16 protein-coding genes and 1 other RNA gene are annotated in these 25,708 nt (G+C 65.5%); 11 read left to right on the top strand and 6 right to left on the bottom strand.

Annotation, left to right across the window (positions count from 1 at the left end; translation table 11 throughout):
- Positions 1-50: 50 nt before the first annotated feature.
- Positions 51-2,441 carry a diguanylate cyclase gene (locus CAG41_RS16195; protein ID WP_085577589.1) on the top strand — a complete coding sequence of 797 codons (2,391 nt, stop codon included), beginning with the start codon at positions 51-53 and terminating at the stop codon, positions 2,439-2,441.
- Positions 2,442-2,617: 176 nt separating this feature from the next.
- Here the strand turns inward: CAG41_RS16195 and dacB are convergent, their stop codons facing one another.
- Positions 2,618-4,078, bottom strand: coding sequence for a D-alanyl-D-alanine carboxypeptidase/D-alanyl-D-alanine-endopeptidase (gene dacB / locus CAG41_RS16200; protein WP_085577588.1), 1,461 nt, complete (start codon positions 4,076-4,078; stop codon positions 2,618-2,620).
- 235 nt (positions 4,079-4,313) lie between these two features.
- Between dacB and CAG41_RS16205 the strand changes: the two genes are divergently transcribed.
- Positions 4,314-4,655 (top strand): YggL family protein, encoded by a 342-nt coding sequence (locus CAG41_RS16205; RefSeq protein WP_085577587.1) that lies wholly within the window; start codon positions 4,314-4,316, stop codon positions 4,653-4,655.
- Between the two features lie 57 nt (positions 4,656-4,712).
- Here the strand turns inward: CAG41_RS16205 and CAG41_RS16210 are convergent, their stop codons facing one another.
- Positions 4,713-5,903 carry a benzoate/H(+) symporter BenE family transporter gene (locus CAG41_RS16210; RefSeq protein ID WP_085707191.1) on the bottom strand — a complete coding sequence of 397 codons (1,191 nt, stop codon included), beginning with the start codon at positions 5,901-5,903 and terminating at the stop codon, positions 4,713-4,715.
- A gap of 282 nt (positions 5,904-6,185) precedes the next feature.
- Between CAG41_RS16210 and CAG41_RS16215 the strand changes: the two genes are divergently transcribed.
- The gene (locus tag CAG41_RS16215) at positions 6,186-6,950 is read left to right on the top strand and encodes a GntR family transcriptional regulator (protein WP_085577585.1); all 765 of its coding nucleotides are present in this window, start codon (positions 6,186-6,188) and stop codon (positions 6,948-6,950) included.
- Positions 6,951-7,235: 285 nt separating this feature from the next.
- Here the strand turns inward: CAG41_RS16215 and guaD are convergent, their stop codons facing one another.
- From guaD to xdhA, 4 genes are all read right to left on the bottom strand, one after another.
- Positions 7,236-8,540 carry a guanine deaminase gene (guaD, locus tag CAG41_RS16220; protein WP_085577584.1) on the bottom strand — a complete coding sequence of 435 codons (1,305 nt, stop codon included), beginning with the start codon at positions 8,538-8,540 and terminating at the stop codon, positions 7,236-7,238.
- A gap of 8 nt (positions 8,541-8,548) precedes the next feature.
- On the bottom strand, positions 8,549-9,406 hold the full coding sequence (gene xdhC, locus CAG41_RS16225; protein ID WP_085577583.1) for a xanthine dehydrogenase accessory protein XdhC: 858 nt from the start codon (positions 9,404-9,406) through the stop codon (positions 8,549-8,551).
- 322 nt (positions 9,407-9,728) lie between these two features.
- Positions 9,729-12,128 (bottom strand): xanthine dehydrogenase molybdopterin binding subunit, encoded by a 2,400-nt coding sequence (gene xdhB / locus CAG41_RS16230; protein WP_085577582.1) that lies wholly within the window; start codon positions 12,126-12,128, stop codon positions 9,729-9,731.
- Entirely contained in the window at positions 12,121-13,575 is a 1,455-nt protein-coding gene (gene xdhA, locus CAG41_RS16235) for a xanthine dehydrogenase small subunit (RefSeq protein WP_085707192.1), read from the bottom strand. The genes xdhB and xdhA overlap by 8 nt, the downstream gene beginning before the upstream one ends.
- A gap of 267 nt (positions 13,576-13,842) precedes the next feature.
- Here xdhA and CAG41_RS16240 point away from each other — a divergent pair, with 267 nt between their 5' ends.
- The 8 genes from CAG41_RS16240 (at position 13,843) to CAG41_RS16275 (ending at position 25,644) form a co-directional block, all read left to right on the top strand.
- Positions 13,843-14,502, top strand: a complete 660-nt coding sequence (locus CAG41_RS16240; RefSeq protein WP_085577580.1) for a GntR family transcriptional regulator — start codon at positions 13,843-13,845, stop codon at positions 14,500-14,502.
- A 2-nt stretch (positions 14,503-14,504) separates the two neighbouring features.
- On the top strand, positions 14,505-17,993 hold the full coding sequence (gene smc / locus CAG41_RS16245) for a chromosome segregation protein SMC (RefSeq protein WP_085638194.1): 3,489 nt from the start codon (positions 14,505-14,507) through the stop codon (positions 17,991-17,993).
- Between the two features lie 259 nt (positions 17,994-18,252).
- Positions 18,253-19,110 (top strand): cell division protein ZipA, encoded by an 858-nt coding sequence (zipA, locus tag CAG41_RS16250; RefSeq protein ID WP_085577578.1) that lies wholly within the window; start codon positions 18,253-18,255, stop codon positions 19,108-19,110.
- 88 nt (positions 19,111-19,198) lie between these two features.
- Positions 19,199-21,556, top strand: a complete 2,358-nt coding sequence (gene ligA / locus CAG41_RS16255; RefSeq protein WP_085656298.1) for an NAD-dependent DNA ligase LigA — start codon at positions 19,199-19,201, stop codon at positions 21,554-21,556.
- A gap of 71 nt (positions 21,557-21,627) precedes the next feature.
- The gene (locus tag CAG41_RS16260) at positions 21,628-22,794 is read left to right on the top strand and encodes a putative zinc-binding metallopeptidase (protein ID WP_085577576.1); all 1,167 of its coding nucleotides are present in this window, start codon (positions 21,628-21,630) and stop codon (positions 22,792-22,794) included.
- 111 nt (positions 22,795-22,905) lie between these two features.
- An RNA gene (gene ffs / locus CAG41_RS16265) (signal recognition particle sRNA small type) lies at positions 22,906-23,002 on the top strand.
- Between the two features lie 231 nt (positions 23,003-23,233).
- Entirely contained in the window at positions 23,234-23,656 is a 423-nt protein-coding gene (locus tag CAG41_RS16270) for a hypothetical protein (protein WP_085707193.1), read from the top strand.
- 35 nt (positions 23,657-23,691) lie between these two features.
- A complete protein-coding gene (locus tag CAG41_RS16275; RefSeq protein ID WP_085707194.1) occupies positions 23,692-25,644 on the top strand; it encodes a hypothetical protein in 1,953 nt (650 codons plus the stop codon).
- The last annotated feature ends 64 nt before the right edge of the window (positions 25,645-25,708 follow it).

Consider the following 25,708-nt stretch of genomic DNA (forward strand, 5'->3'; position numbering starts at 1 on the left):
CACGGCCAATGAGGGTTTCCAAGGAAACACTGGCGTAGTGAGTGGCCTCTATGTCGTTGCACCCCGTGCGCCCAAAGATCCTGGGTTTCATCAGCGAAGAAGTCTCGGCCTGGCTGGTCGCGCTGCTGGTTCTGCTCGCCGGTGCGATTCTCACGGGGTTGCTGGCCTGGGCCACCGTCAATCAGTTCCACAACCAGTTGCGCCAGCGCTTTCAGTTGCTGGCCAGCGAACGCTACAGCCGCATCGAAGAACGCTTTCAGGACCAGGAGCAGCGCCTGGACGGCCTGCGCCGGTTCTTCACCAATTCCGATTCCGTGTCCCGCGCCGAATTCGACGGCTATGCCAAGCCGCTTCTGCTGCGCACCCAAGCCTATTCCTACGCGCCCCGGGTGAGCCGTGCGCAACGTCCGGCGCTGGAGCAAGCGGTGCGCGACGAGGGCCTGCCGACGTTCACGTTCCGTGAGCTTAACGCCGACGGTCAATTGCAGGTGGCCGGGGATCGCGACGTCTATGTGCCGGTGCTCTACACGCAGACCCAAAGCCGCCTGCCCACGCCGCTGGGCTACGACCTGCTGGCCCAGCCGCTGCGCCGCACCACCCTGGAGCGCGCCGACCGCAGCGGGCGCATGGCGGTGTCGCAGCCGCTGCACCTGGTGGGCATCGAGCCGGCCTATGCCCGGGGCGTGCTGCTGCTGGCGCCGGTCATCCGCGCGGGGGCGGCGGATCGCCAGCCGCAGGGGTACGTGATGGCGGTGATCAGCATGCGCCAGTTGCTGGCGGACGGCTTGCCGGCCGAAGACCATGACTTCCTGACGGTGCGCATCCTCGACCTGTCCACCGACGACCAGCATGAGGTGCTGTACGAATCCTCCAACAAACCGGGGGACAGCGATCTGTCGTCCACCCAGTTGCTGCGCTTGGCCGACCACGACTACCAGGTGGACATCCAGCCCAGCGCCGCCTTCATGCAGGCCAACCATTCCTCGGTGAGCAGCCAGATCGTCCTGGGGATTTTGCTCAGCGTGCTGTTGAGCGCCTTGCTGTACGTGCTGGTCAGCCAGCGTCAGCGCGCCCTGCGCATGGTTGAGCAGCGGACTCAGGAACTGCACGCCAGCGAGCGGGAACTGCGCGGCACCCACGGCCAGTTGCGCGGCGTGCTCAACGCGGCGACCCAGGTGGCGATCATCGCCACCGACCTGCGCGGGGTGATCAACACCTTCAACCCCGGCGCCGAACAGATGCTCGGCTACCGCAGCAGCGAAGTCATCGGCCACATGACCCTGGAGAACCTGCACTTTCCCCGGGAACTGAGCGCACGGGCCGCGGAGTTGAGCGCCCGCTACGGCAAGACCATCCCGGCCTGCCAGGCGATGCTGGTGGAGGGCGGCGAGGTCGGCGGCCACGAGGCCCGGGAGTGGACGCTGGTGCGCAAGGACGGCAGCCACATCCCGGTGAACATGCTGGCCACGCCGGTGCTCGACGAGCAGGGGCTGTGGGTCGGGCATCTGGCGATCTGCATCGACATCACCGAACGCAAGCGCGTGCACGAAGCCCTGGCGGCGCGGGACGTGCTGCTCAAGAAGCTCAGCGCCCACGTTCCCGGCGGCATCTATCAGTTCAAGATGGAGTTCGACGGCCGCTTCAGCGTGATCTACGCCAGCGACGGGATCCGCGAGATCTACGAACTGGAGCCGGACGTGCTGCTGCTCAACGCCGAGGCGATCTTCACCCGCATCCACCCCCAGGACACCACGCGCGTGCGCTCATCGATCCGCGCCTCGGCCGACAACCTCAGCCCGTGGCGCGAGGAATACCGCGTGCAATTGCCCGAGCGCGGCCTGCGCTGGGTGCGCGGCGAAGCGACCCCGGAAGAGCTGCCGGGCGGCGGGGTGCTGTGGCACGGCTACATTTCCGACATTTCCGACCTCAAGCGGGTGGAAGAGGAACTGCGCGCCCTGTCGGTGACCGACGCCCTGACCGGCATCCACAACCGGCGCTACTTCCAGGAGCGGCTGACCACTGAGATGGCCCGGGTCGAGCGGGGCGGCGGGGAGCTGTCGGTGATCATGCTCGACATCGACCATTTCAAGCGGATCAACGACCAGTACGGGCATGCGGTGGGCGACAGGGTCCTGCAGGCCGTGTGCGAGCGCATCGGCCATCGCCTGCGGCGCACCGACGTGTTCTGCCGTCTGGGCGGCGAGGAGTTCATGGTGCTGTGCCCGGACATCGACGGCGACCACGCCTACATGCTGGCGGTGGAGCTGTGGCAGGGCCTGCGCAGTGCGCCGGTGGACGTGGTCGGCACGGTGACCGCCAGTTTCGGCATCGCCAGCTGGCGTCCGGGAGAGGGCGCCGACGCCTTGCTGCTGCGGGCAGACTCCGGGGTGTATGCGGCGAAGCAGGGCGGCCGCGACCGGGTCGAGCGGCAGACGAACTGAGCACCGATCCCTGATAGGCGCGAGCCTGCTCGCGATGGCGTCACCCGTCCACCGCTGGCACACGGCTGTGCGGCGACCACGGATTCTGGCGTCGCCGATGTCCCGGTGGGAGCCAGCCCGCTGGCGATGGCGTCAGCCAAGGCGCCGCCCGGCAGGCGCCCCCACAGAGAAAACGCTTAAAGAACCGACGCGGTCTGCGGCGCCTTCGGCTGGCGGTACAGGTCCAGCAGCACCTGGTCGAGCACCGACGAGGCGCCGAACGGGGCCTTGTCGTTGAGGATCGCCACCACCGCCCAGGTGTTGCCGTTGTTGTCGCGGCTGAAGCCGGCGATCGCCCGCACGGTGTTCAGAGTGCCGGTCTTGATGTGGGCCTCGCCGCGCATCGCGGTGTTCTTCAGGCGCTTGCGCATGGTGCCGTCGGTGCCGACGATCGGCATCGAGCTGATGTACTCGGCGGCATACGGGCTGTGCCACGCGGCCTGCAGCATGCTGGCCATCTCACGGGCGCTGACGCGCTCGGCGCGGGACAGGCCGGAGCCGTTCTCCATCACCAGGTGCGGCGCGGTGATGCCTTTCTTCGCCAGCCACTGGCGCACCACGCGCTGGGCCGCCTTGGCGTCGTCGCCGTCGGCCTCGTTGCGAAAGCGCTGGCCCAGGCTCAGGAACAACTGCTGGGCCATGGTGTTGTTGCTGTACTTGTTGATGTCGCGGATGACTTCCGCCAGGTCCGGCGAGAAGGCACGGGCCAGCACCTTGGCGTTGCCCGGCGTCGCACCCTGGCGGTCCTTGCCCTGGATGCTGCCGCCCAGTTCCTTCCAGATCGCCCGCACGGCGCCGGCGGTGTAGGTGGCGTGGTCGAGCAGCGACAGGTAGGTCTGCGAGCTGCAGCCTTCGCCCAACTGGCCGCCGACGGTCACGGTCACGCTGCCGTCGGCCTGAGGCACCGGGTTGTAGCGCACGCCGCCGGTGCATTGCTTGGAATTGAGCGCCTTGACCTGGTTGTCGATGCGGATGCTGGCGATCGGCGGCTCCACGGACACCAGCACCCGGCCGTCGTCATTGCGGGCCACGAAGCGCAGGGCCTTGAGGTTGACCAGCAGGGCGTCCGGCTTGACCAGGAACGGTTTGTTCTCGTCGTTGCCGTCGTCGTTGAATTCCGGTAACTGCGGCTGGACGAAGAAGTTGCGGTCCAGCACCAGGTCGCCGGTGATCTGGGTCACGCCGTTGGCGCGCAGGTCGCGCATCAGCAGCCAGAGCTTCTCCATGTTCAGCTTCGGATCGCCGCCGCCCTTGAGGTAGAGGTTGCCGTTGAGGATGCCGCCGCTCAGGTCGCCGTCGGTGTAGAACTCGGTTTTCCACTGGTGGTTGGGGCCGAGCATTTCCAGGGCCGCGTAGGTGGTCACCAGTTTCATGGTCGAGGCCGGGTTGACCGAAACGTCGGCGTTGTACACGGTCGGGGTGCCGGGGCCTTCCAGCGGCACCATCACCAGCGACAGCGCGCTGGGCGGCAGCTTGCTGGCCTTGAGGGCCTTTTCGACGTTGGGGGTCAGGGACGTGTTGATGGCGGCGGCGGAAACGGGCAGGGCCAAGGGCAGGAGAAGGCTGGCCAACAGCAGGGGACGCAACGATTTGATCATGTGAAAAAAAACCCTACAGCCGAGGGGAAAAAAGAAGGAGGCATGGATGAAAAGGCCCCCGATGGTCATGAAAGTGTCGGCATTATGCCCCAAGGTGTAACAGCTTGTGCCTTTCGCAGGCGGGCCATTTCATGATTTTTTTTACAGGTGGCCGTGTGCTCGCGCCAGAGAGTCGGGCAATCGGCGCCTTAAACTGCTAAAGTGCCGCCGGTATTTACTCAAGAGGATTGTTCCAATGGCGACTAACCGTTCCCGGCGTCTGCGCAAAAAACTGTGCGTCGATGAATTTCAAGAGCTGGGATGCGAGCTGAACCTGGAGTTCAAAGAAGACCTGTCCGAAGAGGCCATTGATGCGTTCCTCGACGCTTTCCTCAAGGAAGGCATGGAAGCCAACGGTCTGGGCTACGTCGGCGGCGACGACTACGGTCTGATCTGCTCGATCAAGCGCGGTTCGGTCAGCGAAGAGCAGCGCGCCAAGGTTGAAGCCTGGCTGAAGGCCCGCTCGGAACTGACCAGCGTCGAAGTCAGCCCGCTGCTGGACGTGTGGTACCCGGAAAAGCCGATCAATCAGGCTTGATTCCATGAAAGACGGCGACCTGAGGGTCGCCGTTTTTTTATGCCCGTTCTTTCGCGCTCACGCCTTGCGGCCGTTGAGGATCAGCAGGGTCAGCACGCCGGCGACGATGCCCCAGAAGGCCGAACCGATGGAAAACAGCGTCAGCCCCGATGCCGTGACCATGAAGGTGATCAGCGCCGCTTCCCGTTCCTTGACCTCGCTCATGGCGATGCTCAGGCCGTTGATGATCGAGCCGAACAGCGCCAGCGCGGCGATCGACAGCACCAGTTCCTTGGGCAGCGCGGCGAACAGCGCCGCCAGCGTGGCGCCGAACACCCCGGCGATGCCGTAGAACACCCCGCACCACACCGCGGCGGTGTAGCGCTTGTTGCGGTCTTCATGGGCGTGGGGGCCGGTGCAGATCGCTGCGCTGATGGCCGCCAGGTTGATGCCGTGGGAGCCGAACGGCGCCAGCAGCAGCGACGCCACCCCGGTGGCGGTGATGAGCGGCGAGGCCGGCACGTTGTAGCCGTCGGCGCGCAGCACGGCGACGCCGGGCATGTTCTGCGAGGTCATGGCCACCACGAACAGCGGGATGCCGATGCTGATGGTGGCGGCGAGGGAGAAGTGCGGGGTGGTCCAGACCGGCGTCGCCACTTCCAGGCGGAAACCGCTGAAATCGAGCAGGCCCAGGACTCCCGACAGCGCGGTGCCCACCAGCAGCGCGGCCAGCACCGCATAGCGCGGCGACAGGCGCTTGACCGCCAGATAGGTGAAGAACATCCCCAGCACCAGCCCGGTGCGGTGCTGCGCGGCGACGAAGATTTCGCTGCCGATCTTGAACAGGATCCCCGCCAGCAGCGCCGCCGCCAGCGATGCCGGGATCTTTTTCACCAGCCGCTCGAAGCTGCCGGTCAGGCCGCAGACCGTCACCAGCGCGGCGCAGGTGATGTAGGCGCCGATGGCCTCGCCGTAGCTGACGCCGCCCAGGCTTGTGATCAGCAGCGCCGCGCCCGGCGTGGACCAGGCGATGGTGATCGGTGTGCGGTAGCGCAGGGACAGGCCGATGGAGCACACCGCCATGCCGATGGAAATCGCCCAGATCCACGAGGAGATCTGCCCGCTGGTCAGGCCCGCCGCTTGCCCGGCCTGGAACATCAGCACCAGCGAGCTGGTGTAGCCGGTCATCATCGCGATGAACCCGGCGACGATGGCCGAAGGGGAGGTGTCGGCCAGCGGGCGCAGCCGGGCGTGGGTGACGTCGTTCATGACGGCGGTGTTCCTTGTACTGATGAAGAGGCCCGCCATCGCCGGCAGGCTGGCGCCCACGGGGGACGGGGACAGGGGCGGGCGGCGGATTCTGCGAACAAGCCTAAACTCAAACGTAACGAAGCGTTGCGATACAGCCGAAGCCGCAAACAGCCGTACAGTCGTGTTGCCACCTTCCATTGTGTACAATCGCGCTGTTTTTTACGCGATACTTGCCAGCGACCCACTGCGCCGTATTACAGTTTCCGCTAATCCGCCGCCGTTCTCCCGACCCGAGTGCCCATGAACGATCAGTTGCAACCCCTCAAGAAACAACCGCGAGCAGGCAAAGCCGGCCGCAGCGGAACCCAGGACGACATCGTCTATGCGCATATCTTCGAGGCCATCCTCGAACAGCGCCTGGCGCCCGGCACCAAGTTGAGCGAAGAAGCGCTGGGGGAAATCTTCGGGGTCAGCCGCACCATCATCCGCCGCGCGCTGTCGCGCCTGGCCCATGAAGGCGTGGTGCTGTTGCGGCCGAACCGTGGCGCGGTGGTGGCCAGCCCGAGCGTCGAAGAGGCGCGGCAAGTGTTCCTGGCCCGTCGCCTGGTGGAGCGGGCGATCACCGAGCTCGCCGTGCAGCACGCGACCGCCGAGCAGATCGCCGAATTGCGCCAGATGGTCAACGACGAACGCGACAGCTTCTCCCGCGGCGACCGCGGCGCCGGCATCCGGCTGTCGGGCGAGTTCCACCTGAAACTGGCCGAAGCGGCGAAGAACGCGCCGTTGATCAGCTTCCAGCGCAGCCTGGTCTCGCAGACCTCGCTGATCATCGCCCAGTACGAAAGCGGCAACCGTTCCCACTGTTCCTACGACGAACACACCCAACTGATCGACGCCATCGAAAAGCGCGACGGCGAGCTGGCGGTGAACCTGATGATGCACCACATGGATCACATCGACAGCAAGCTCAACCTCGATGAGGAAAGCGCGTCGGACGACCTGCACGCGGTGTTCTCGCACCTGTTGCAGACCAAGAAGCCGGGGCGTCCTGCGGCCAAGCTCTGAGCCGCAAGCATCCTCAGCCCGCTGCGGTGCCCTGACTGACGCCATCGCCAGCAGGCTGGCTCCCACGGTGTCATGCAGTGGCGACAGATTCTGCAAACACCCCAACTCCTGTGGGGTCCAGCCTGCTGGCGATGGCGGCACGCACAAGCCCTGTGGGAGCCAGCCTGCTGGCGATGGCTGCATGCACAATCCTGTGGGAGCTGGCTTGCCAGCGATGAGGCCCTGACCGGCAACAAAAATCCCCCGGACCGAAAAGGCCCGGGGGATTTTTCATGCCTCAACGACTCAGCGCTGATGCACCAGCGCACCGGCGGCGTAGGTCTGCGCCACAGTGCGGTCATCCCCCAGCGTCATCAGCACGAACAGCGTCTCGGCGATGTTGTTCGCCTGCTTCAGGCGATAGCCCAGCAGCGGCGTGGCGTTGTAGTCCAGCACCAGGAAGTCGGCGTCGGTGCCCGGCTGCAGGTTGCCGATCTTGTCTTCCAGGCGCAGCGCCCGGGCACCGCCGAGGGTGGCCAGGTACAGCGACTTGAACGGGCTCAGGCGGGCGCCTTGCAGCTGCATCACCTTGTAGGCTTCGTTCAGGGTCTGCAGCAGCGAGAAACTGGTGCCGCCGCCCACGTCCGTGCCCAGGCCGACGTTGAGCTTGTGCTTCTCGGCCATCGGCAGGTTGAACAGGCCGCTGCCGAGGAAGAAGTTCGAGGTCGGGCAGAACGAAATCGCCGAGCCGGTCTCCGCCAGCCGCGCGCATTCCTCGTCGCACAGGTGCACGCCGTGGGCGAACACCGAGCGCTCGCCGAGCAGCCGGTAGTGGTCGTAGACGTCCAGGTAGCCCTTGCGCTCCGGGAACAGTGCCTTGACCCACTCGATTTCCTTGAGGTTTTCGCTGATGTGGGTCTGCATGTACAGATCCGGGTATTCGGTGAGCAACTGGCCGGCGAGGGTGAGCTGTTCCGGAGTGCTGGTGGGGGCGAAGCGCGGGGTGACCGCGTAGTGCAGGCGGCCCTTGCCGTGCCAGCGCTCGATCAGCGCCTTGCTGTCCAGGTAGCTGGATTCGGCGGTGTCGGTCAGGTAGTCCGGCGCGTTGCGATCCATCATCACCTTGCCGGCGATCATGCGCAGGTCCAGCTTCTCGGCGGCCTCGAAGAATGAGTTCACCGACTGCGGGTGCACGCTGCCGAACACCAGCGCGGTGGTGGTGCCGTTACGCAGCAGTTCCTTGATGAAGATGTCGGCCACCTCGTCGGCGTGGGCCTTGTCGCCGAACTGGCTTTCGCATGGGAAGGTGTAGGTGTTCAGCCAGTCCAGCAGTTGCTCGCCGTAGGCGCCGACCATGCCGGTCTGCGGCAGGTGGATGTGGGTGTCGATGAAGCCCGGGGTGATCAGCGCGTCCTGGTAGTGGGTGATCTCGATGTCCGCCGCCAGGGTCGGCAGCAGTTCGCTGGCGTGGCCCAGGGCGCTGATCTTGCCGTCGTCGACCACCAGCAGGCCGTCCTCGAAGTATTCGTAGGAGGCTTCGATGCCGACCTCGGCGGGGTCGGCGATGCTGTGCAGGATGGCGGCGCGGTAGGCTTTGCGGGTCAAAGGCATGACGGTTCTCAATTTGAGGCTTTAAGGTGGGCGGCCTGGCTGCGGCGGGAAACCGGCAGCAGCTTGGCGATCGGTTCGGCGCCGGCGGTGTGCTGGCCGAAGTTGGCGTTGTAGGTGGCGATGATCTCGCCGGCGATGGAGATGGCGATTTCCGCAGGCAGCTTGCCTTTGACTTCGCCGATGCCCATCGGGCAGCGCATGCGTTGCACGACGCCGGCGTCGAAGCCGCGGTCACGCAGGCGGTGTTCGAACTTGGCGCGCTTGGTCTTGGAGCCGATCAGGCCGAAGTAGGCGAAGTCGTTGCGCTTGAGGATCGCGGCGGTGAGCTCCAGGTCCAGCTGATGGTTGTGGGTCATGACGATGCAGTAGCTGCCGGCGGGCAGGTCGTCGATTTCATCCACAGGCTCTTCGGCGACGATCTTGCGCACGCCGTGGGGGATCTGTCCGGGGAATTCCTCTTCCCGCGAATCGATCCAGCGCACCCGGCACGGCAGGCCGGCGAGCAGCGGCACCAGCGCCCGGCCGACATGGCCGGCGCCGAACACGGCGACCTGCGCCTGCACCTGGCCCATCGGCTCGAACAGCAGCACGGTGGCGCCGCCGCAGCACTGGCCGAGGCTGGCGCCGAGGCTGAAGCGCTCCAGGTGGGTGTCCTGCCGGCCGCTGGCGAGCATGTCGCGGGCGATCTGCATGGCCTTGTATTCCAGGTGCCCGCCGCCGATGGTGTCGAACGCCTGACGGGCGCTGACGACCATTTTCGAGCCGGCGTTGCGCGGCGTCGAGCCGAGCTCTTCGATGATGGTCACCAGCACGCAGGGCTCGCCCTGGTTCTGCAGGTCGGCGAGGGCGTCGATCCAGTTGTACATGTTCACCTCGACATCGTCGTTGTCTGTTCGGGCCTTATCGCTGGCAAGCCAGCTCCCACAGTGTTTGGTGGTGCTCACAGAATCCGAAATCTATTCGGACCTGTCGGAGCTGGCTCCACAGTGTTTGGTGGTGCTCACAGAATCCGGAATCTATCCGGACCTGTCGGAGCTGGCTCCACAGTGTTTGGTGGTGCTCACAGAGTCCGGAATCTATCCGGACCTGTCGGAGCTGGCTCCCACAGTGTTTTGTGGTGTCCACAGAAACCGGATTCCACCCGGATCCTGTGGGAGCTGGCTTGCCAGCGATCGGCGCGCCTCGGTCTCAGAGCGGAGCCAGCTCGGTTTCGGCCTCGACCGCTTTCGCGACCTTCAGCCGGCGCATCTGCTCGCAGCCCCACAGCACCCGCTCCGGCGTCGCCGGGGCGTCGATCTTGGGCTGGTGCCTGTAGTCGCCGAGGCTCGCCACGGCATCCTTGATCGCGCACCAGGCCGCGATGCCGAGCATGAACGGCGGCTCGCCCACGGCCTTGGAATGGAACACGGTGTCTTCCGGGTTCTTGCGGTTCTCCACCAGCTTCACCCGCAGGTCCACTGGCATGTCCGCCACGGCCGGGATCTTGTAGCTGGCCGGGCCGTTGGTCATCAGCTTGCCCTTGTTGTTCCACACCAGCTCTTCGGTGGTCAGCCAACCCATGCCCTGGACGAAGCCGCCCTCGACCTGGCCGATGTCGATGGCCGGGTTCAGCGAGGCGCCGACGTCGTGGAGGATGTCGGTGCGCAGCATCTTGTACTCGCCGGTCAGGGTGTCGACGATCACCTCGCAGCACGCCGCGCCGAAGGCGAAGTAGTAGAACGGCCGGCCGCGGGCCTGGCTGCGGTCGTAGTAGATCTTCGGGGTCTTGTAGAACCCGGTGCTCGACAGCGACACCTGATTGAAATACGCCTGCTGGATCAGCGCCTCGAAGGTCAGGATGTGATCGCGGATGCGCACATGGCCGTTGTGGAACACCACGTCCTCTTCGCTGACCTTGTACTGGCGGGCGGCGAATTCGATCAGGCGTTTCTTGATGGTCTCGGCAGCGTTCTGCGCGGCCTTGCCGTTGAGGTCGGCGCCGCTGGAGGCGGCGGTCGGCGAGGTGTTCGGCACCTTGTCGGTGTTGGTCGCGGTGATCTGCACCCGGTCGATCTCGACCTGGAACACTTCGGCCACCACCTGGGCGACTTTGGTGTTCAGGCCCTGGCCCATTTCCGTGCCGCCGTGGTTCAGGTGGATGCTGCCGTCGGTGTAGACGTGCACCAAGGCCCCGGCCTGGTTGAGAAAACTGGCGGTGAAGGAAATGCCGAACTTCACCGGGGTCAGCGCCAGGCCTTTCTTCAGGATCGGGCTGTTGGCGTTGTAGCGGCGGATCGCTTCGCGGCGCTCGGCGTACTGGCTGCTCTCTTCCAGCTCGGCGGTCATTTCCTCGAGCATGTTGTGCTCGACCGTCTGGTAGTAGTGGGTGACGTTGCGCTCGGTCTTGCCGTAGTAGTTGGCTTTGCGCACCGCCAGCGGATCGAGGTTCAGGTGGCGGGCGATGGCGTCCATCACCTCTTCGATGGCGACCATCCCCTGCGGGCCGCCGAAGCCGCGGTAGGCGGTGTTCGAGGCGGTGTTGGTCTTGCAGCGGTGACCGTTGATGGTTGCGTCGCCCAGGTAGTACGAGTTGTCGGAGTGGAACATCGCCCGGTCGACGATGGACGCCGACAGATCCGGTGAGCAGCCGCAGTTGCCGGCCAGTTCCATGGCGATGCCGTGCAGGCGCCCGGTGCTGTCGAAGCCGACGTCGTACTCGACGTAGAAGGGGTGGCGCTTGCCGGTCATCAGCATGTCCTCGACCCGCGGCAGGCGCATCTTGGTCGGCTGGCCGGTGAGGTGCGCGACCACCGCGCACAGGCACGCGGGGCTGGCGGCCTGGGTTTCCTTGCCGCCGAAGCCGCCGCCCATGCGGCGCATGTCGACCACCACCTTGTTCATCGACACGTCCAGCACTTCGGCCACCAGCTTCTGCACTTCGGTCGGGTTCTGCGTGGAGCAGTAGACGATCATGCCGCCGTCTTCGGTGGGCATCACCGAGGAAATCTGCGTCTCCAGGTAGAAATGCTCCTGGCCGCCGATGTGCAAGGTGCCCTGGATGCGGTGTTCGGCGGTGGCCAGCGCGTTGGCCGAGTCGCCGCGTTGGTGGGTGTGGCTGTCCAGGACGAAATGGCGTTTGCGCAGGGCTTCGACCACGTCCAGCACCGGCTCCAGGTCTTCGTATTCGACGATCGCCGCCATGGCGGCCTTGCGAGCGGTCTCAAGGTCCCGGGCGGCCACGGCCAGCACCGGCTGACCGACGAACTGCACGTCATCGATGGCCAGCAGCGGGTCGCCCGGCAGCAGCGGGCCGATGTCCTTCAGGCCCGGCACGTCCTCGTGGGTGATGGCGATGCGCACGCCTTCGAAGGCGTAGCAGGGGCTGGTGTCGATGCGCAGGATCTTCGCGTGGGCGCGGTCCGACAGCCGCGCGTAGACGTGCAGCTGGTTGGGGAATTCCAGGCGGTCGTCGATGTACTGCGCTTCACCGGACACATGCTTGGCGGCGCTGTCGTGCTTGACGCTGCGGCCGACACCGGTGGTCAGGTCCTGGGCGAACAGTTGCGCCAGCTCGGCCTGGGACTTCTCTGCGGCGTGATGGTTAGACATAAGCGGTCACCCGGGTCTCGATGTGCGGTGTTTGCAGTTCGATGAAGTACTTGCGCAGCAGGTTCTGCGCGCTGAGCAGGCGGTATTCCTTGCTGGCGCGGAAGTCCGAGAGCGGCGTGAAGTCATCGGCCAGGGCGGCGCAGGCGCGTTCGATCACGGCGTTGCCGAACGGCTGGCCCAAAAGGACGGCTTCGCAGTGGGCGGCGCGTTTGGGGATCGCGGCCATGCCGCCGAAGGCGACGCGGGCGTCGGCGATCACGCCGTTGTCGATGCGCAGGTTGAACGCGGCGCAGACGGCGGAGATGTCATCGTCCAGGCGCTTGGACACCTTGTACGCACGGAAAAGCTGCTCGGCGCTGGCGCGGGGCACGATGATCTTCTCGATGAACTCGCTTTCCTGGCGGGCGGTCACCCGGTAATCGATGAAGTAATCCTCCAGGGCCAGGGTGCGCCGGGTGTCGCCCTTGCACAGCACGATCTGCGCGCCGAGGGCGATCAGCAGGGGCGGGGAGTCGCCGATCGGCGAGGCGTTGCCGATGTTGCCGCCCAGGGTGCCCTGGTTGCGGATCTGCAGGGAGGCGAAGCGGTGCAGCAGTTCGCCGAAGTCCGGGTATTCGGCGTTCAGGGCGTCGTAGCAGTCGGAGAGGGCGGCGGCCGCGCCGATCTCCAGGCGGTCGTCGAAGCGCTCGATGCGCTTCATTTCGGCGACATTGCCCACGTAGATCATCACCGGCAGCGGCCGGTGGAACTGGGTGACCTCCAGCGCCAGGTCAGTGCCGCCGGCCAGCAGGCGGGCCTGTGGATAAGCGTCGTAGAGGTCGGCCAGGTCGGCGACGGTCAGCGGCACCAGGCAACGCTTGTCGCCGCTGTTGAGTTCGCCGATGTCGGTGGGGGCGATGGCCTTGAGGCGGGCGATGGTCTCGGCTTCGCGGGCGTCGAACTGGTCCGCCTGCTTGCCGCAGCACGACTGCTCGGCGGCGGCCAGGATCGGCCGGTAGCCGGTGCAGCGGCAGAGGTTGCCGGCCAGCGCTTCGTGGGCCTTGTGGGTGTCCGGCGCGTCGCTGTTCTTTTGCAGGGCGAACAGCGACATCACGAAACCGGGGGTGCAGAAGCCGCACTGCGAACCGTGGCACTCGACCATGGCCTTCTGCACGCTGTGCAGTTCGCCCTTGTGCTTGAGGTCTTCGACGCTGATCAACTGCTTGCCGTGCAGGGACGAAACGAACGTCAGGCACGAGTTGAGGCTGCGGTAGCGGATGCGTTCGCGGCCATCGTCATCCGTCTGCAGTTCGCCGACCACCACGGTGCACGCGCCGCAGTCGCCGCTGGCGCAGCCTTCTTTGGTGCCGGTCTTGCCCACGTGTTCGCGCAGGTAGTTGAGCACCGTCAGGTTCGGGTCCAGGGCGTGCTCGCTTCGGAGTTCCTGGTTGAGTAAAAACTGGATCACGGATGGCCTCGCAGACTCATTATTGTTGTTGACCGATGGGAACCGAATTTAGCAGGTCTGACTTTTCGGTCAATGGTTTTCTGACTTAAAGGTCAGGAAAACTGCTTTTGTCGATCGGCAACGTGTCTCTTCAGTATTGACCCTTGCCGGGATACCCGCTTTTTTGCGGGATTCGTGCCAAAAACCGCCGAGTGGGCACTCCGCCACACCCCCTCAATTGCGCTACACTGCGCCGCTTGTGCAGATCGAAGAGTTTGAAGGACAACCATGACGTTCAAGGCGCCGGACAGCCTCGCCGAGCAAATCGCTCACCACCTCGCCGAACGGATCATCCGCGGCGAAATGAAGCCGGGAGAGCGCATCCAGGAACAGAAGGTCACGCAGGCGCTCAACGTCAGCCGCGGTTCGGTCCGCGAAGCCTTGCTGATCCTCGAACGCCGCCACCTGATCGCGATCCTGCCGCGCCGCGGCGCCCACGTGACCGAGCTGACCGCGCACAAGGTGCGCAGCCTGTGCACGCTGATGAGCGAGCTGTACATCCTGCTCGGCAACTCGGTGGCCAACGGCTGGCAGGTGCAGGCCGACATGGCGCCGTTCGTGCAGATCCAGCAGCGCCTGGCCGCCAGCTACGCGCGCCAGGACATCCGCTCCTTCGTCGACGACAGCTTCAGCGTGATGCGCGCCGCCTACCCGTTCGCCGACAACCCGTACCTGCAGGAAACCGTCGAGAACCTGCAGCCGGCCATGAGCCGCGCCTACTTCCTGGCGCTGGAGCAGCGCAAGGCCGAGATGAGCGAGTTCCTCGAACTGTTCGAACGCCTGCTGGCCGCGGTGCTCGCCCGTGACCTGCCGCAGATCCGCATCGTGCTGACGGCGTACGCCCAGCGCAGCTGCGATCTGGTGGTGTCTGCCCTGACGGCGGCCTGACCTTGCGGCTCAAGTGCATCAAACTGGCGGGGTTCAAGTCCTTCGTCGACCCGACCACGGTCAACTTCCCCAGCAACATGGCGGCGGTGGTCGGGCCGAACGGCTGCGGCAAGTCGAACATCATCGACGCCGTGCGCTGGGTCATGGGCGAGAGCTCGGCCAAGAACCTGCGCGGCGAGTCGATGACCGACGTCATCTTCAACGGTTCGACCAGCCGCAAGCCGGTGAGCCAGGCCAGCATCGAACTGGTGTTCGACAACGCCGACGGCACGCTGGTCGGCGAGTACGCGGCCTACGCCGAGATCTCGATCCGCCGCAAAGTCACCCGCGACAGCCAGAACAGCTATTACCTCAACGGCGCCAAGTGCCGCCGCAAGGACATCACCGACATTTTCCTCGGCACCGGCCTCGGCCCGCGCAGCTACTCGATCATCGAGCAGGGGATGATCTCCAAGCTGATCGAGGCCAAGCCGGAAGACCTGCGCAACTTCATCGAAGAGGCGGCGGGGATCTCCAAGTACAAGGAGCGCCGGCGCGAGACGGAAAACCGCATCCGCCGCACCCACGAGAACCTCGCCCGCCTGACCGACCTGCGCGAAGAGCTCGAGCGCCAGCTCGAACGCCTGCACCGCCAGGCCCAGTCCGCCGAGAAGTATCAGGAATACAAGGCCGAAGAGCGTCAGCTCAAGGCGCAACTGTCGGCCCTGCGCTGGCAGGACCTGAACGATCAGGTCGGCCAGCGCGAATCGGTGATCGGCAGCCAGGAAGTCAGCTTCGAGGCGCTGGTCGCCGAGCAGCGCAACGCCGATGCGGCCATCGAACGCCTGCGCGACGGTCACCATGACCTGTCCGAGCGCTTCAATCTGGTGCAGGGGCGCTTCTATTCGGTCGGCGGCGACATCGCCCGGGTCGAGCAGAGCATCCAGCACGGCCAGCAGCGCCTGCGCCAGTTGCAGGACGACCTGAAAGAGGCCGAGCGCGCAAGGCTTGAAACCGAATCGCACCTGGGCCACGACCGCACGCTGCTGCTGACCCTGGCCGAAGAGCTGGACATGCTCACCCCCGAGCAGGAAGTCACCAGCGCCGCCGCCGAGGAATCCGCCGCGGCCCTGGAAGAAGCCGAGCTGACCATGCACGGCTGGCAGGAGCAGTGGGACACCTTCAACCTGGCGTCCGCCGAGCCCCGGCGTCAGGCCGAGGTGCAGCAGGCGCGGATCCAGCAGCTCGAAACCAGCCTGGAACGTCTGGCCGACCGTCAGAAGCGTCTTGGCGAGGAGCGGGCGCTGCTGTCGGCCGATCCGGAAGACGCGGCGATCATGGAATTGAGCGAGCAGCTCGCCGAATCCGAAGCGACCCTCGAGGATCTGCAGACCAGCGAAGAGGCGCAGGTCGAGAAGCTCGAACAGCTGCGCCAGGACCTGCAACAGGCGTTGACCGCCCAGCAGCAGGCCCAGGGCGACCTGCAACGGCTCAACGGCCGTCTGGCGTCGCTGGAGGCCTTGCAGCAGGCGGCGCTCGATCCGGGCACCGGCACCGCCGAGTGGCTGCGCGAGCACCACTTGGCCGAGCGTCCGCGTCTGGCCGAAGGGCTGAAGGTGGAAGCCGGTTGGGAGCTGGCGGTGGAAACCGTGCTTGGCGCCGACCTGCAAGCGGTGCTGGTGGATGATTTCGCCGGTTTGGACCTGTCCGGGTTCGAGCAGGGCGACCTGCGGCTGCTCACCCTGGCCGGCGACGGCGCGCGGATGCCGGGCAGCCTGCTGGACAAGGTCGAGGCGCAGGCCGATCTGTCGCCGTGGCTGGGCCAGGTCAAGCCGGTGGACAGCCTGGAGCAGGCCCTGGCCCTGCGCGCTCAGTTGGGCGCCGGGCAAAGCGCGATCAGCCGCGACGGCTACTGGGTCGGTCGGCATTTCCTGCGGGTGCGCCGTGCCAGCGAGGCCGAAAGTGGCGTGTTGGCGCGGGGGCAGGAAATCGACAACCTGCAGCTCGAACGCGAAGAGCGCGAAGCCACGGTCGAGGCCATGGAAACCCGCCTGCAGAACCTGCGTGCGCAACAGCGCCAGCAGGAGAACGGCCGTGAGCACCTGCGCCGGCTGCTGCAGGACGAGGCCCGTCAGCAAGGCGAGCTCAAGGCTCAGCTATCCGCCGGCAAGGCCAAGATCGAACAATTGACCCTGCGCCGCACCCGCCTGGACGAAGAGCTGATCGAGCTCGACGAGCAGCGGGCGCTGGAGCACGAACACATCGGCGAATCGCGGATGCAGCTGCAGGACGCCCTCGATGCCATGGCCCTGGACACCGAGCAGCGCGAACTGCTGCTGGCCCAGCGCGACAGCCTGCGCGAGCGGCTCGACCGGGTGCGCCAGGAGGCCCGCCAGCACAAGGATCACGCCCATCAACTGGCGGTGCGCCTGGGGTCGTTGCGCGCCCAGCATGATTCCACCCGGCAGGCGCTGGAGCGCCTGGAGATGCAGGCCGAGCGCCTCACGGAAAAGCGTGAGCAGCTGAACCTGAACCTGGAGGAGGGCGAGGCGCCGCTGGAGGAGCTGCGCCTCAAGCTGGAAGAGTTGCTCGAAAAGCGCATGAGCGTCGACGAAGAGCTCAAGACCGCCCAGATCGCCCTGGAAGACGCCGACCGCGAACTGCGCGACGCGGAAAAGCGCCGCACCCAGGCCGAGCAGCAATCGCACCTGATCCGCGGCCAGCTCGAACAGCAGCGCATGGAATGGCAAGCCCTGACCGTGCGCCGCACGGCCCTGCAGGACCAACTGCTGGCCGACGGCTACGACCTGCACGGCGTGCTCAATACCCTGAGCGCCGAAGCCAACGAGAAGGACGCCGAAGAGGAACTGGAACGCATCGCCGCGCGCATTCAGCGCCTGGGTGCGATCAACCTCGCGGCGATCGACGAATATCAGCAACAATCCGAGCGTAAACGTTATCTGGATGCCCAGGACGCCGATCTGGTGGAAGCGCTGGAGACCCTGGAAAACGTCATCCGCAAGATCGACAAGGAGACCCGCAACCGCTTCAAGGATACCTTTGATCAGATCAACGGCGGTTTGCAGGCCCTTTTCCCGAAAGTTTTCGGTGGCGGCAGCGCGTATTTGGAACTGACGGGCGAAGATCTACTCGATACAGGGGTGACGATCATGGCGCGGCCGCCAGGAAAGAAGAACAGCACCATCCATTTGCTCTCCGGCGGCGAAAAGGCCCTGACCGCGTTGGCACTGGTCTTTGCGATCTTCAAGTTGAATCCGGCGCCGTTCTGCATGCTCGATGAAGTTGACGCGCCACTGGATGACGCTAACGTTGGACGCTACGCACGATTGGTCAAAGAGATGTCGCAGACGGTGCAGTTCATCTATATCACCCACAACAAGATCGCCATGGAAATGGCCGATCAGCTGATGGGGGTGACGATGCACGAGCCCGGTTGCTCGCGGTTGGTGGCGGTGGATGTCGAGGAGGCGATGGCGATGGTGGATGCCTGAGCCGGTGGGTTGTCGGAAAGGTGTTTTCGGTCTGTAGGACTTCATAACCGGTTCCGACTTGCTGGCCAATCGACATAAACGCGCAAGCCAATGTGACAGACGGTGTAAAGTTGCCTTTGGTCGTGCTAGTTTAATGTCAATTTTTCGTATACGTGGGCAAAACGCCTGTCAGAACATAGAGTTGGCGCCACGTTTTAAAGCGGTTTGCACAATGTAAACCCCTTATTTTTCAGCATTTTTCATAGAGGCACGGGATTACATGGAAATCGGTCTGCGCGAGTGGCTGATCGTCATCGGCATCATTGTGATAGCCGGTATTCTTTTCGATGGCTGGCGCCGCATGCGCGGCGGCAAGGGAAAACTGAAATTCCGTCTTGACCGCAATCTGTCCAACCTGCCGGACGAGGACAGCAATGCCGAGTTGCTGGGCCCGGCCCGCGTGCTGGAAACCCACAAGGAACCGCAGCTGGACGAGCATGATTTGCCGTCGGTGAGCATGCCCGCCCGTGAGCCGCGCGAGCCGCGTGAGTCCGGCTCCAAGCGCAGCAAGCGCGGCAGCAACAGCCCGGCCCAGGGCGACCTCGACCTGGACGTGGACGCCGGCCCGAGCTTCAGCAGCCGTGACGACGACTTCATCGCCGACACCAAGCCGTCGCCGGCGGTGGGCGACAAGGATCAGCCGCAGGCCGAGGAAGTGCTGGTGATCAGCGTGATCTGCCGCGACCCGGCCGGCTTCAAGGGCCCTGCGCTGTTGCAGAACATCCTGGAAAGCGGCCTGCGCTTCGGCGAGATGGACATCTTCCACCGCCACGAAAGCATGGCCGGCAACGGCGAAGTGCTGTTCTCCATGGCCAACGCGGTCAAGCCGGGCATCTTCGATCTGGACGACATCGACCATTTCAGCACCCCGGCCGTGAGCTTCTTCCTCGGCCTGCCGGGCCCGCGTCATCCGAAACAGGCCTTCGACGTGATGGTGGCCGCCGCCCGCAAGCTGTCCCAGGAACTGAACGGCGAGCTCAAAGACGACCAGCGCAGCGTCCTGACCGCGCAGACCATCGAGCACTACCGTCAGCGCATCGTCGAGTTCGAACGTCGCGCCCTGACCCAGAAACGTTGATCCAAAAGGTTGCCCTGCGATGCACCGGGCAATCGGCAAAACAGATTGAGCAGCTTCGGCTGCTCTTTTGCTTTATGAGAGAACACCCATGACTGCCGTCGAAACCCGCATTCTAGAGCTGCGCGCCGAGCTCGATCAGCACAACTACCGTTACCACGTCCTCGACGAGCCGAGCATTCCGGACGCCGAGTACGACCGGCTGTTCCACGAGCTCAAGGCCCTGGAAGCGGCCCACCCGGAACTGGTCACCCGCGACTCGCCGACCCAGCGCGTCGGCAGCGTGGCGCTGACGGCATTCACCCAGGTGCGCCATGAAGTGCCGATGCTCAGCCTCGGCAACGCCTTCGAAGAGACCGACATGCGCGAGTTCGACCGACGGGTGACCGAAGGCCTGGACCTGCCGGCCGGCGACCTGTTCGGCGGCGGTGCGGCGGTGGAGTACAGCTGCGAGCCGAAGCTCGACGGCCTGGCCGTCAGCCTGCTGTACCAGGACGGCCTGCTGGTGCGCGGCGCCACCCGTGGCGACGGCACCACCGGCGAAGACATCAGCGTCAACGTGCGCACCGTGCGCAACATCCCGCTGAAGCTGCACGGCAGCGGCTGGCCGGCGACCCTGGAAGTGCGCGGCGAAGTGTTCATGTCCAAGGCCGGTTTCGAGCGCCTCAACGAGTCTCAGCTGGAGAGCGGCGGCAAGACCTTCGCCAACCCGCGCAACGCCGCCGCCGGCAGCCTGCGTCAGCTCGACTCGAAGATCACCGCCAACCGCCCGCTGGAATTCTGCTGCTACGGCATCGGCCAGGTGTCCCACGACATCGCCGACACCCACATCGGCAATCTCAAGCAGCTCCAGGCCTGGGGCATGCCGATCAGCCACGAGCTGAAACTGGCCAAGGGCATCGACCAGTGCCTGGACTACTACCGCGACATCGGCGAGCGGCGCAACGGGCTGGCCTACGAGATCGACGGCGTGGTGTTCAAGGTCAACAGCATCGCCGACCAGCGCGAGCTGGGTTTCCGCGCACGGGAGCCGCGCTGGGCCATCGCACACAAGTTTCCGGCCATGGAAGAGCTCACCGAACTGCTCGACGTGGAATTCCAGGTCGGCCGCACCGGCGCCGTCACGCCGGTGGCGCGCCTCAAACCGGTCAAGGTCGCCGGCGTCACCGTGGCCAACGCCACGCTGCACAACATGGACGAAGTGGCGCGCCTGGGCCTGATGATCGGCGACACCGTGATCATCCGCCGCGCCGGCGACGTGATCCCGCAGGTGGTGCAGGTCGTCGCCGAGCGCCGGCCCCACGATGCGCGTCCGGTGCAGATCCCCGAGAACTGTCCGGTCTGCGGCTCCCATGTCGAGCGCACGCAACTGGTCAAGCGCAGCAAGGGCCGCGAAACCGTCAGCGAGGGCGCGGTGTACCGCTGCGTCGGCCGTCTGGCCTGCGGGGCGCAGCTCAAGCAGGCGATCATCCACTTCGTGTCCCGTCGGGCCATGGACATCGAAGGGCTGGGCGACAAGAGCGTCGAGCAGTTGGTGGATGAAGGGCTGGTGAATTCGCCGGCCGATCTTTACGCGCTCAAGTTCGACGACATCGTCGATCTGGAAGGCTTCGCCGAGGTGTCGAGCAACAAGCTGCTGGCCGCCATCGACGACAGCAAGAAGCCGGGGCTGGCGCGCTTCATCTATGCGCTCGGCATCCCTGACGTCGGCGAGGAGACGGCCAAGGTGCTGGCGCGTTCGCTGGGTTCCCTTGAGCGCGTGCAGCAGGCCTTGCCGCAGGTGCTGACCTACCTGCCGGACATCGGCCTGGAGGTGGCGCACGAAATCCACAGCTTCTTCGAAGACGACCACAACCGTCAGGTGATCGGCGAACTGCTGGGCCATGGCCTGCAGATTCAGGATCAAGGCGAGCTGGGGGCGGAATTCGCCGCCAGCACCACGCTGGGCGGTTTGCTCGACAAACTGCACATTCCGTCGGTCGGCCCGGGCGGAGCGCAGAAGCTGGCGGACAAGTTCGGTTCGCTCGAAGGGGTGATGAACGCCGACTGGCTGGACATGCGTCAGGCATTGCCGGAAAAGCAGGCCAATTCGGTTCGCGAGTTCTTCGCGTTGCCGGAGCACCGCCGGTTGGCCGAGTCCGCCGAGCGGCAATTGCGCGATTTCGGCATGCACTGGCAGAGCGAAAAGAAAGTCGTCGAAGGCCTGCCGCTGGCCGGTCAGACCTGGGTGCTGACCGGCACGCTGGAGCTGATGAGCCGCGACATCGCCAAGGAAAAGCTCGAAAGCCTCGGCGCCAAGGTGGCCGGTTCCGTGTCGGCCAAGACCCACTGCGTGGTCGCCGGCCCCGGCGCAGGCTCGAAGCTGGCCAAGGCCAATGAGCTGGGGCTCAAGGTGCTGGACGAAGAGGCGTTCGTGGCGTTCCTGAAGGGGCACGGTATCGCTGTTTGATCGAATGCCCTGCGGGAACGGTCAAGGCGCCGCAATGATCTAGTCTTGGCTAACCCCAGGGAGAGATCGCCATGTATCGCTTTTTCGAGCAGCTCGGTTCCCGCCTCATCGCGCCGTTCGCGGGCGAACCTTCGCGCAGCAGCAAAGTCTGGCCGTGCCGTTGCGGCCAGTCGCTGTTCTTCCGCAACAGCCAATGTCTGGCCTGCAATGCGGTGCTCGGCTACCAGCCGGGCCGGGCGCTGCTGACCTCGCTGCAGCCGGGGCCGGAGCAGGGCACCTGGACGCTGGATGCGGCCCCGGACGCCGGCCTGTTCCGCCGCTGCGCCAACCTCGACACGCCCGCCGCCTGCAACTGGCTGCTGCCGGCCATCGGCGATGATGTCCTTTGCGCTGCCTGCCGGCTCAACCGCACCGTTCCGGACTTGTCCGATGCGCAGAACCCCGAGCGCTGGCGCAAGGTGGAGATCGCCAAACGACGGCTGGTGGCGCAACTGATCAGCCTCGGCCTGCCGGTGATCCCCAAGACCGTGGATGAGGACACCGGCCTGGCCTTCGACTTCATCGGCATCGACCGCGAGGGCAACGCGCCCGTCACCGGCCATGCCAACGGCCTGATCACCCTCGACATCAAAGAAGCCGACGACGCCCACCGCGAGCAGGTGCGGGCGGCGATGCACGAACCCTACCGCACGCTGCTCGGGCACTTCCGTCATGAGGTCGGGCACTATTACTGGGATCGGCTGATCGCCGACGGGCCCTGGCTGGGGGCGTTCCGCAACCTGTTCGGCGACGAGCGGGCCAGCTACGCCGAAGCATTGGAGCGGCACTATCGGGAAGGCGCCCCGGCGGACTGGCAGCAGAGCCACGTCAGCGCCTACGCCACCATGCACCCTTGGGAAGACTGGGCGGAAACCTGGGCGCACTACCTGCACATGATGGACGCCGTCGACACCGCGCTGGGCTTCGGCATGAGTGCGCGGGAGGTGGAGCTGGACTATCCGCCGTTCCCGGCCAGCGTGCTGTATGACCCGGAGCATCCCGAGGGGCCGGCGTTCCTTTCGTTCGTCAACGCCTGGATCGAGCTGGCGGGGATGCTCAACGAACTGTCGCGCAGCATGGGCCAACCGGATTTCTATCCCTTCGCGCTGCCGGCGGCGGTCATCGCCAAGCTGCATTTCATCCACCTGGTGACCCAGCAGGCGGGCGGCAGGGCGGACGAAGTGCTTCAGGCGCAATAGCAAGTGCTTGAACCTCTTCATGTTTTTATTCTGCAACCAGCGGTTGTAACTTCGCCTCAGATAGGTACAATGGCGCGGCTCGCCGACAGGTGAGCGTCGTTATGGTGACCCTATCGGTCCCCCCGCAACGATTACCCGTGAACCTGGTCAGAGCCGGAAGGCAGCAGCCACAGCGGGAACATTGTGTGCCGGGGTGTGGCTGGTAGGGTTGCCACCTTAACGAACACCGAACGCGTCAACACCGAACTGCATGGGTTTCGCCCACTGCGGTTTTTTTGTGTCTGCGATTTGCCTGTTTGGCCTCGATCCTTTGCGCAGGCGGGCCTGCCCGCGGTGGCGCCATCGTGGCGTTAATATTTCCAATCAGGTTCCCGTGCCTGCGTCGAGGACGGGGGTGGCATACTCCAGCACCTGTCATCGAGAAAGTGGAGCGGACGAAATGGATGACTTGATCCGAGAACGGATCCGCGACTGGCAGTTCAGGCGCCTGGAGATCAAGGAGCGGATGCAGTCGCACCCCGAGGAGACCCTGGAGCTGGCGCAGGTGCTGGACCTGATGGATGAAGAGCATGCCGCGATCCTCAGCGGCGCGGCCGGCCATGACGCGGACGCCGGCGTCGCAGCCGACGAGGCGCCGCAGGTCGGTTCGCCGCAGCCGGCTGCCGGTGCGTTCAGCCTGCAACTGCATGTCGCTGCGCACAGCGGCGAGGACTTGAGCCGCCTGCTCGACCTGGCCGTCCACGAGCTGCAGAAGCGCATCCAGGCCAACGAGGCACCGGGAGGCTGCCCCGGCAACATGTCGGGCACCCTCGGCGACTATCGTTTCGAGCTTCACCTCAACGACGGGGTCGCCGATGAATGACCCTGTGACCCGTTTTCTGCCGGCGACGAGGGCGTATGCACCCGGAACACGTTGATCTGTCCAGCCCCGTGTACTTGCCGGTCACCGATGACACCTGCACAGGGCTGCTGCAGGCGGACGGCGCCACCCTGCTCGGCACCCTGACGGATCCGGAGCTGGCGGCGGTGCTGGTCATCCAGAACCTGGCGCAAGCGGCGCAGCAGGCGCTGACCGCCAGTGCGGCGGAAGCGGTGCTGACCAGGCTGATCGCCTGGTCCGTCGAGGCGCGGCCCGGTGGCGGGGCGGGCTTGCTGTCGGAGGCGCAACGGCTGTTCGACCCGCGCAAGCTGTACTTCGGCCTGAACGTCATCAAAGGCTTGGGACTGCGCCTCCTGCCGGCCGACGAGGTGGCGGCGAAGCGTTACCTGCTGCCCGACGGCCAATGGGATACCGGGTTCAAGATCCGCCATTTCACCGCCAACAATCCGTTCAGCCAGCAGATGGTGACGCCCCGGCACCGCGAGCGCTGGCTGAGCCCTGCGCAAGACAAGCTGATTCGAACCTTCCGCGCCAACCTGGACGAAGACCTGCACGTGCAGGGCTACGCCGGCATCGGCAAAAGCCACGTGCTGGGCGCCCTGATGGAGTGCCTGCGGCCGGGCGCCACGCTGGTGCTGGCGCGCACCGCCGAAAAGCTGGCGACCCTGCGCGAGCGGGCTGGCCAGGGGCGGATGGGCAGCGCGTGCGCCACCTTCGAGGGGTTTGCGCGCAACCTGTTGCACGAGCCGGTTTCCCGATCGGCGGGTAAGCGCTCGGCAGGGCCGGGCCGGCAAGCGCTGTGCGAAGCGTTGAACATCCTCGGTTTTCAGGCTCGTGACGTTCAGGCGACTCTGGATCTTTGCCTCAAGGTGGTTGAAACCTACTGCGGCTCACGGGACCGCAGCCTGTCGAGCAGGCATTTCCCCGTGTTCAGGACGCCGTTGACCGGTCTGGAGGCCAACGTGCTGCTCGAGTATTCGAGTCGGCTGTGGGGCTATCTGCAGGCCGATCCGGCGTGGGCCGGCCAGACCGGCTTCGAGGCGCTGCTGCTGATCAAGCGGGCGAGCCTCGCAGGCTGCCGGGTGCCCGACCGTTACACGCATGTGCTGATCGACGAAAGCCAGGACGTTCCAGCCTCCCTGCTGCAGATGCTGGAGCGGGGCCGGCAGGTGCTGATCACTTTGGGGGATGAGTACCAGCACGCCAGCCGCGACATCGTCAAAAGAAAGCGTGAAGTGCGCCGCAGTGACATCAACTGCTCCGTGCGTTCTGGCCGCAGCGTCGAGCGCCTGGTCAACCCGTTGATCTTGCTGCACTCGCAAAAGAGCAAGGTGCCCTTTGAAGGCGCCCGCGACGCCGATGTCGGCATCGAGCATTACCCGCAAGGCTTTGTGCCGCCTGAAGGCTGCGTAGTGTTGACGGCCTCCCGCTGGGACACCATGAAGTGGGCCCTGGAGCTGCTCGACGCCAACTGCCCGTTCAGCTTTGCGGACGCGGCGGCGCAGGCGGGCTTCATGACGTCGGCCATCGAGCTGTTCAGGTCGGAGCGCTACGGCGGCGGATTGCGCGAAGGCGCGCTGCATCCGGCGTTCAGCGATCTGCCCGACTGGCGGCAGGTGCGTGAGGCCAACCGGTTCGACGGGTCGTTCCTGTGGGTCGAGGCCAGACTGGAAAAGGGCCTGACGGTAGCCGACCTGAACCGCATTCACCTGATGGCCGGCGTCCCGGGCAAGCGCTGCCTGCTGATGCGGGCGGAGGAGGCGGGTGGCATGGAGTTCGACCGGGTTCTGCTGACGCCCGAGCTGCTCACCACCGAGCCATTCAGGGACGCCAACGAATTCGACCACCGGATCTGCGCGGTGTACATCGCCGTGTCCCGCGCCAGGCAGCAGCTTTACCTGCCGTTCGATGCCGTCGAATGGGTCGAGTACCACAAGGACCGGCCGTTCCGGGAACGGCAGGGTTACTGACCGGGATCGCCACAAGGCCCCTGTGGGAGCCTGTTGGCGATGGCGGTGGGTCAGGCGCCGGGGA

Source organism: Pseudomonas sp. B35(2017) (assembly GCF_002113645.1).
Taxonomy (GTDB): domain Bacteria; phylum Pseudomonadota; class Gammaproteobacteria; order Pseudomonadales; family Pseudomonadaceae; genus Aquipseudomonas; species Aquipseudomonas ekonensis.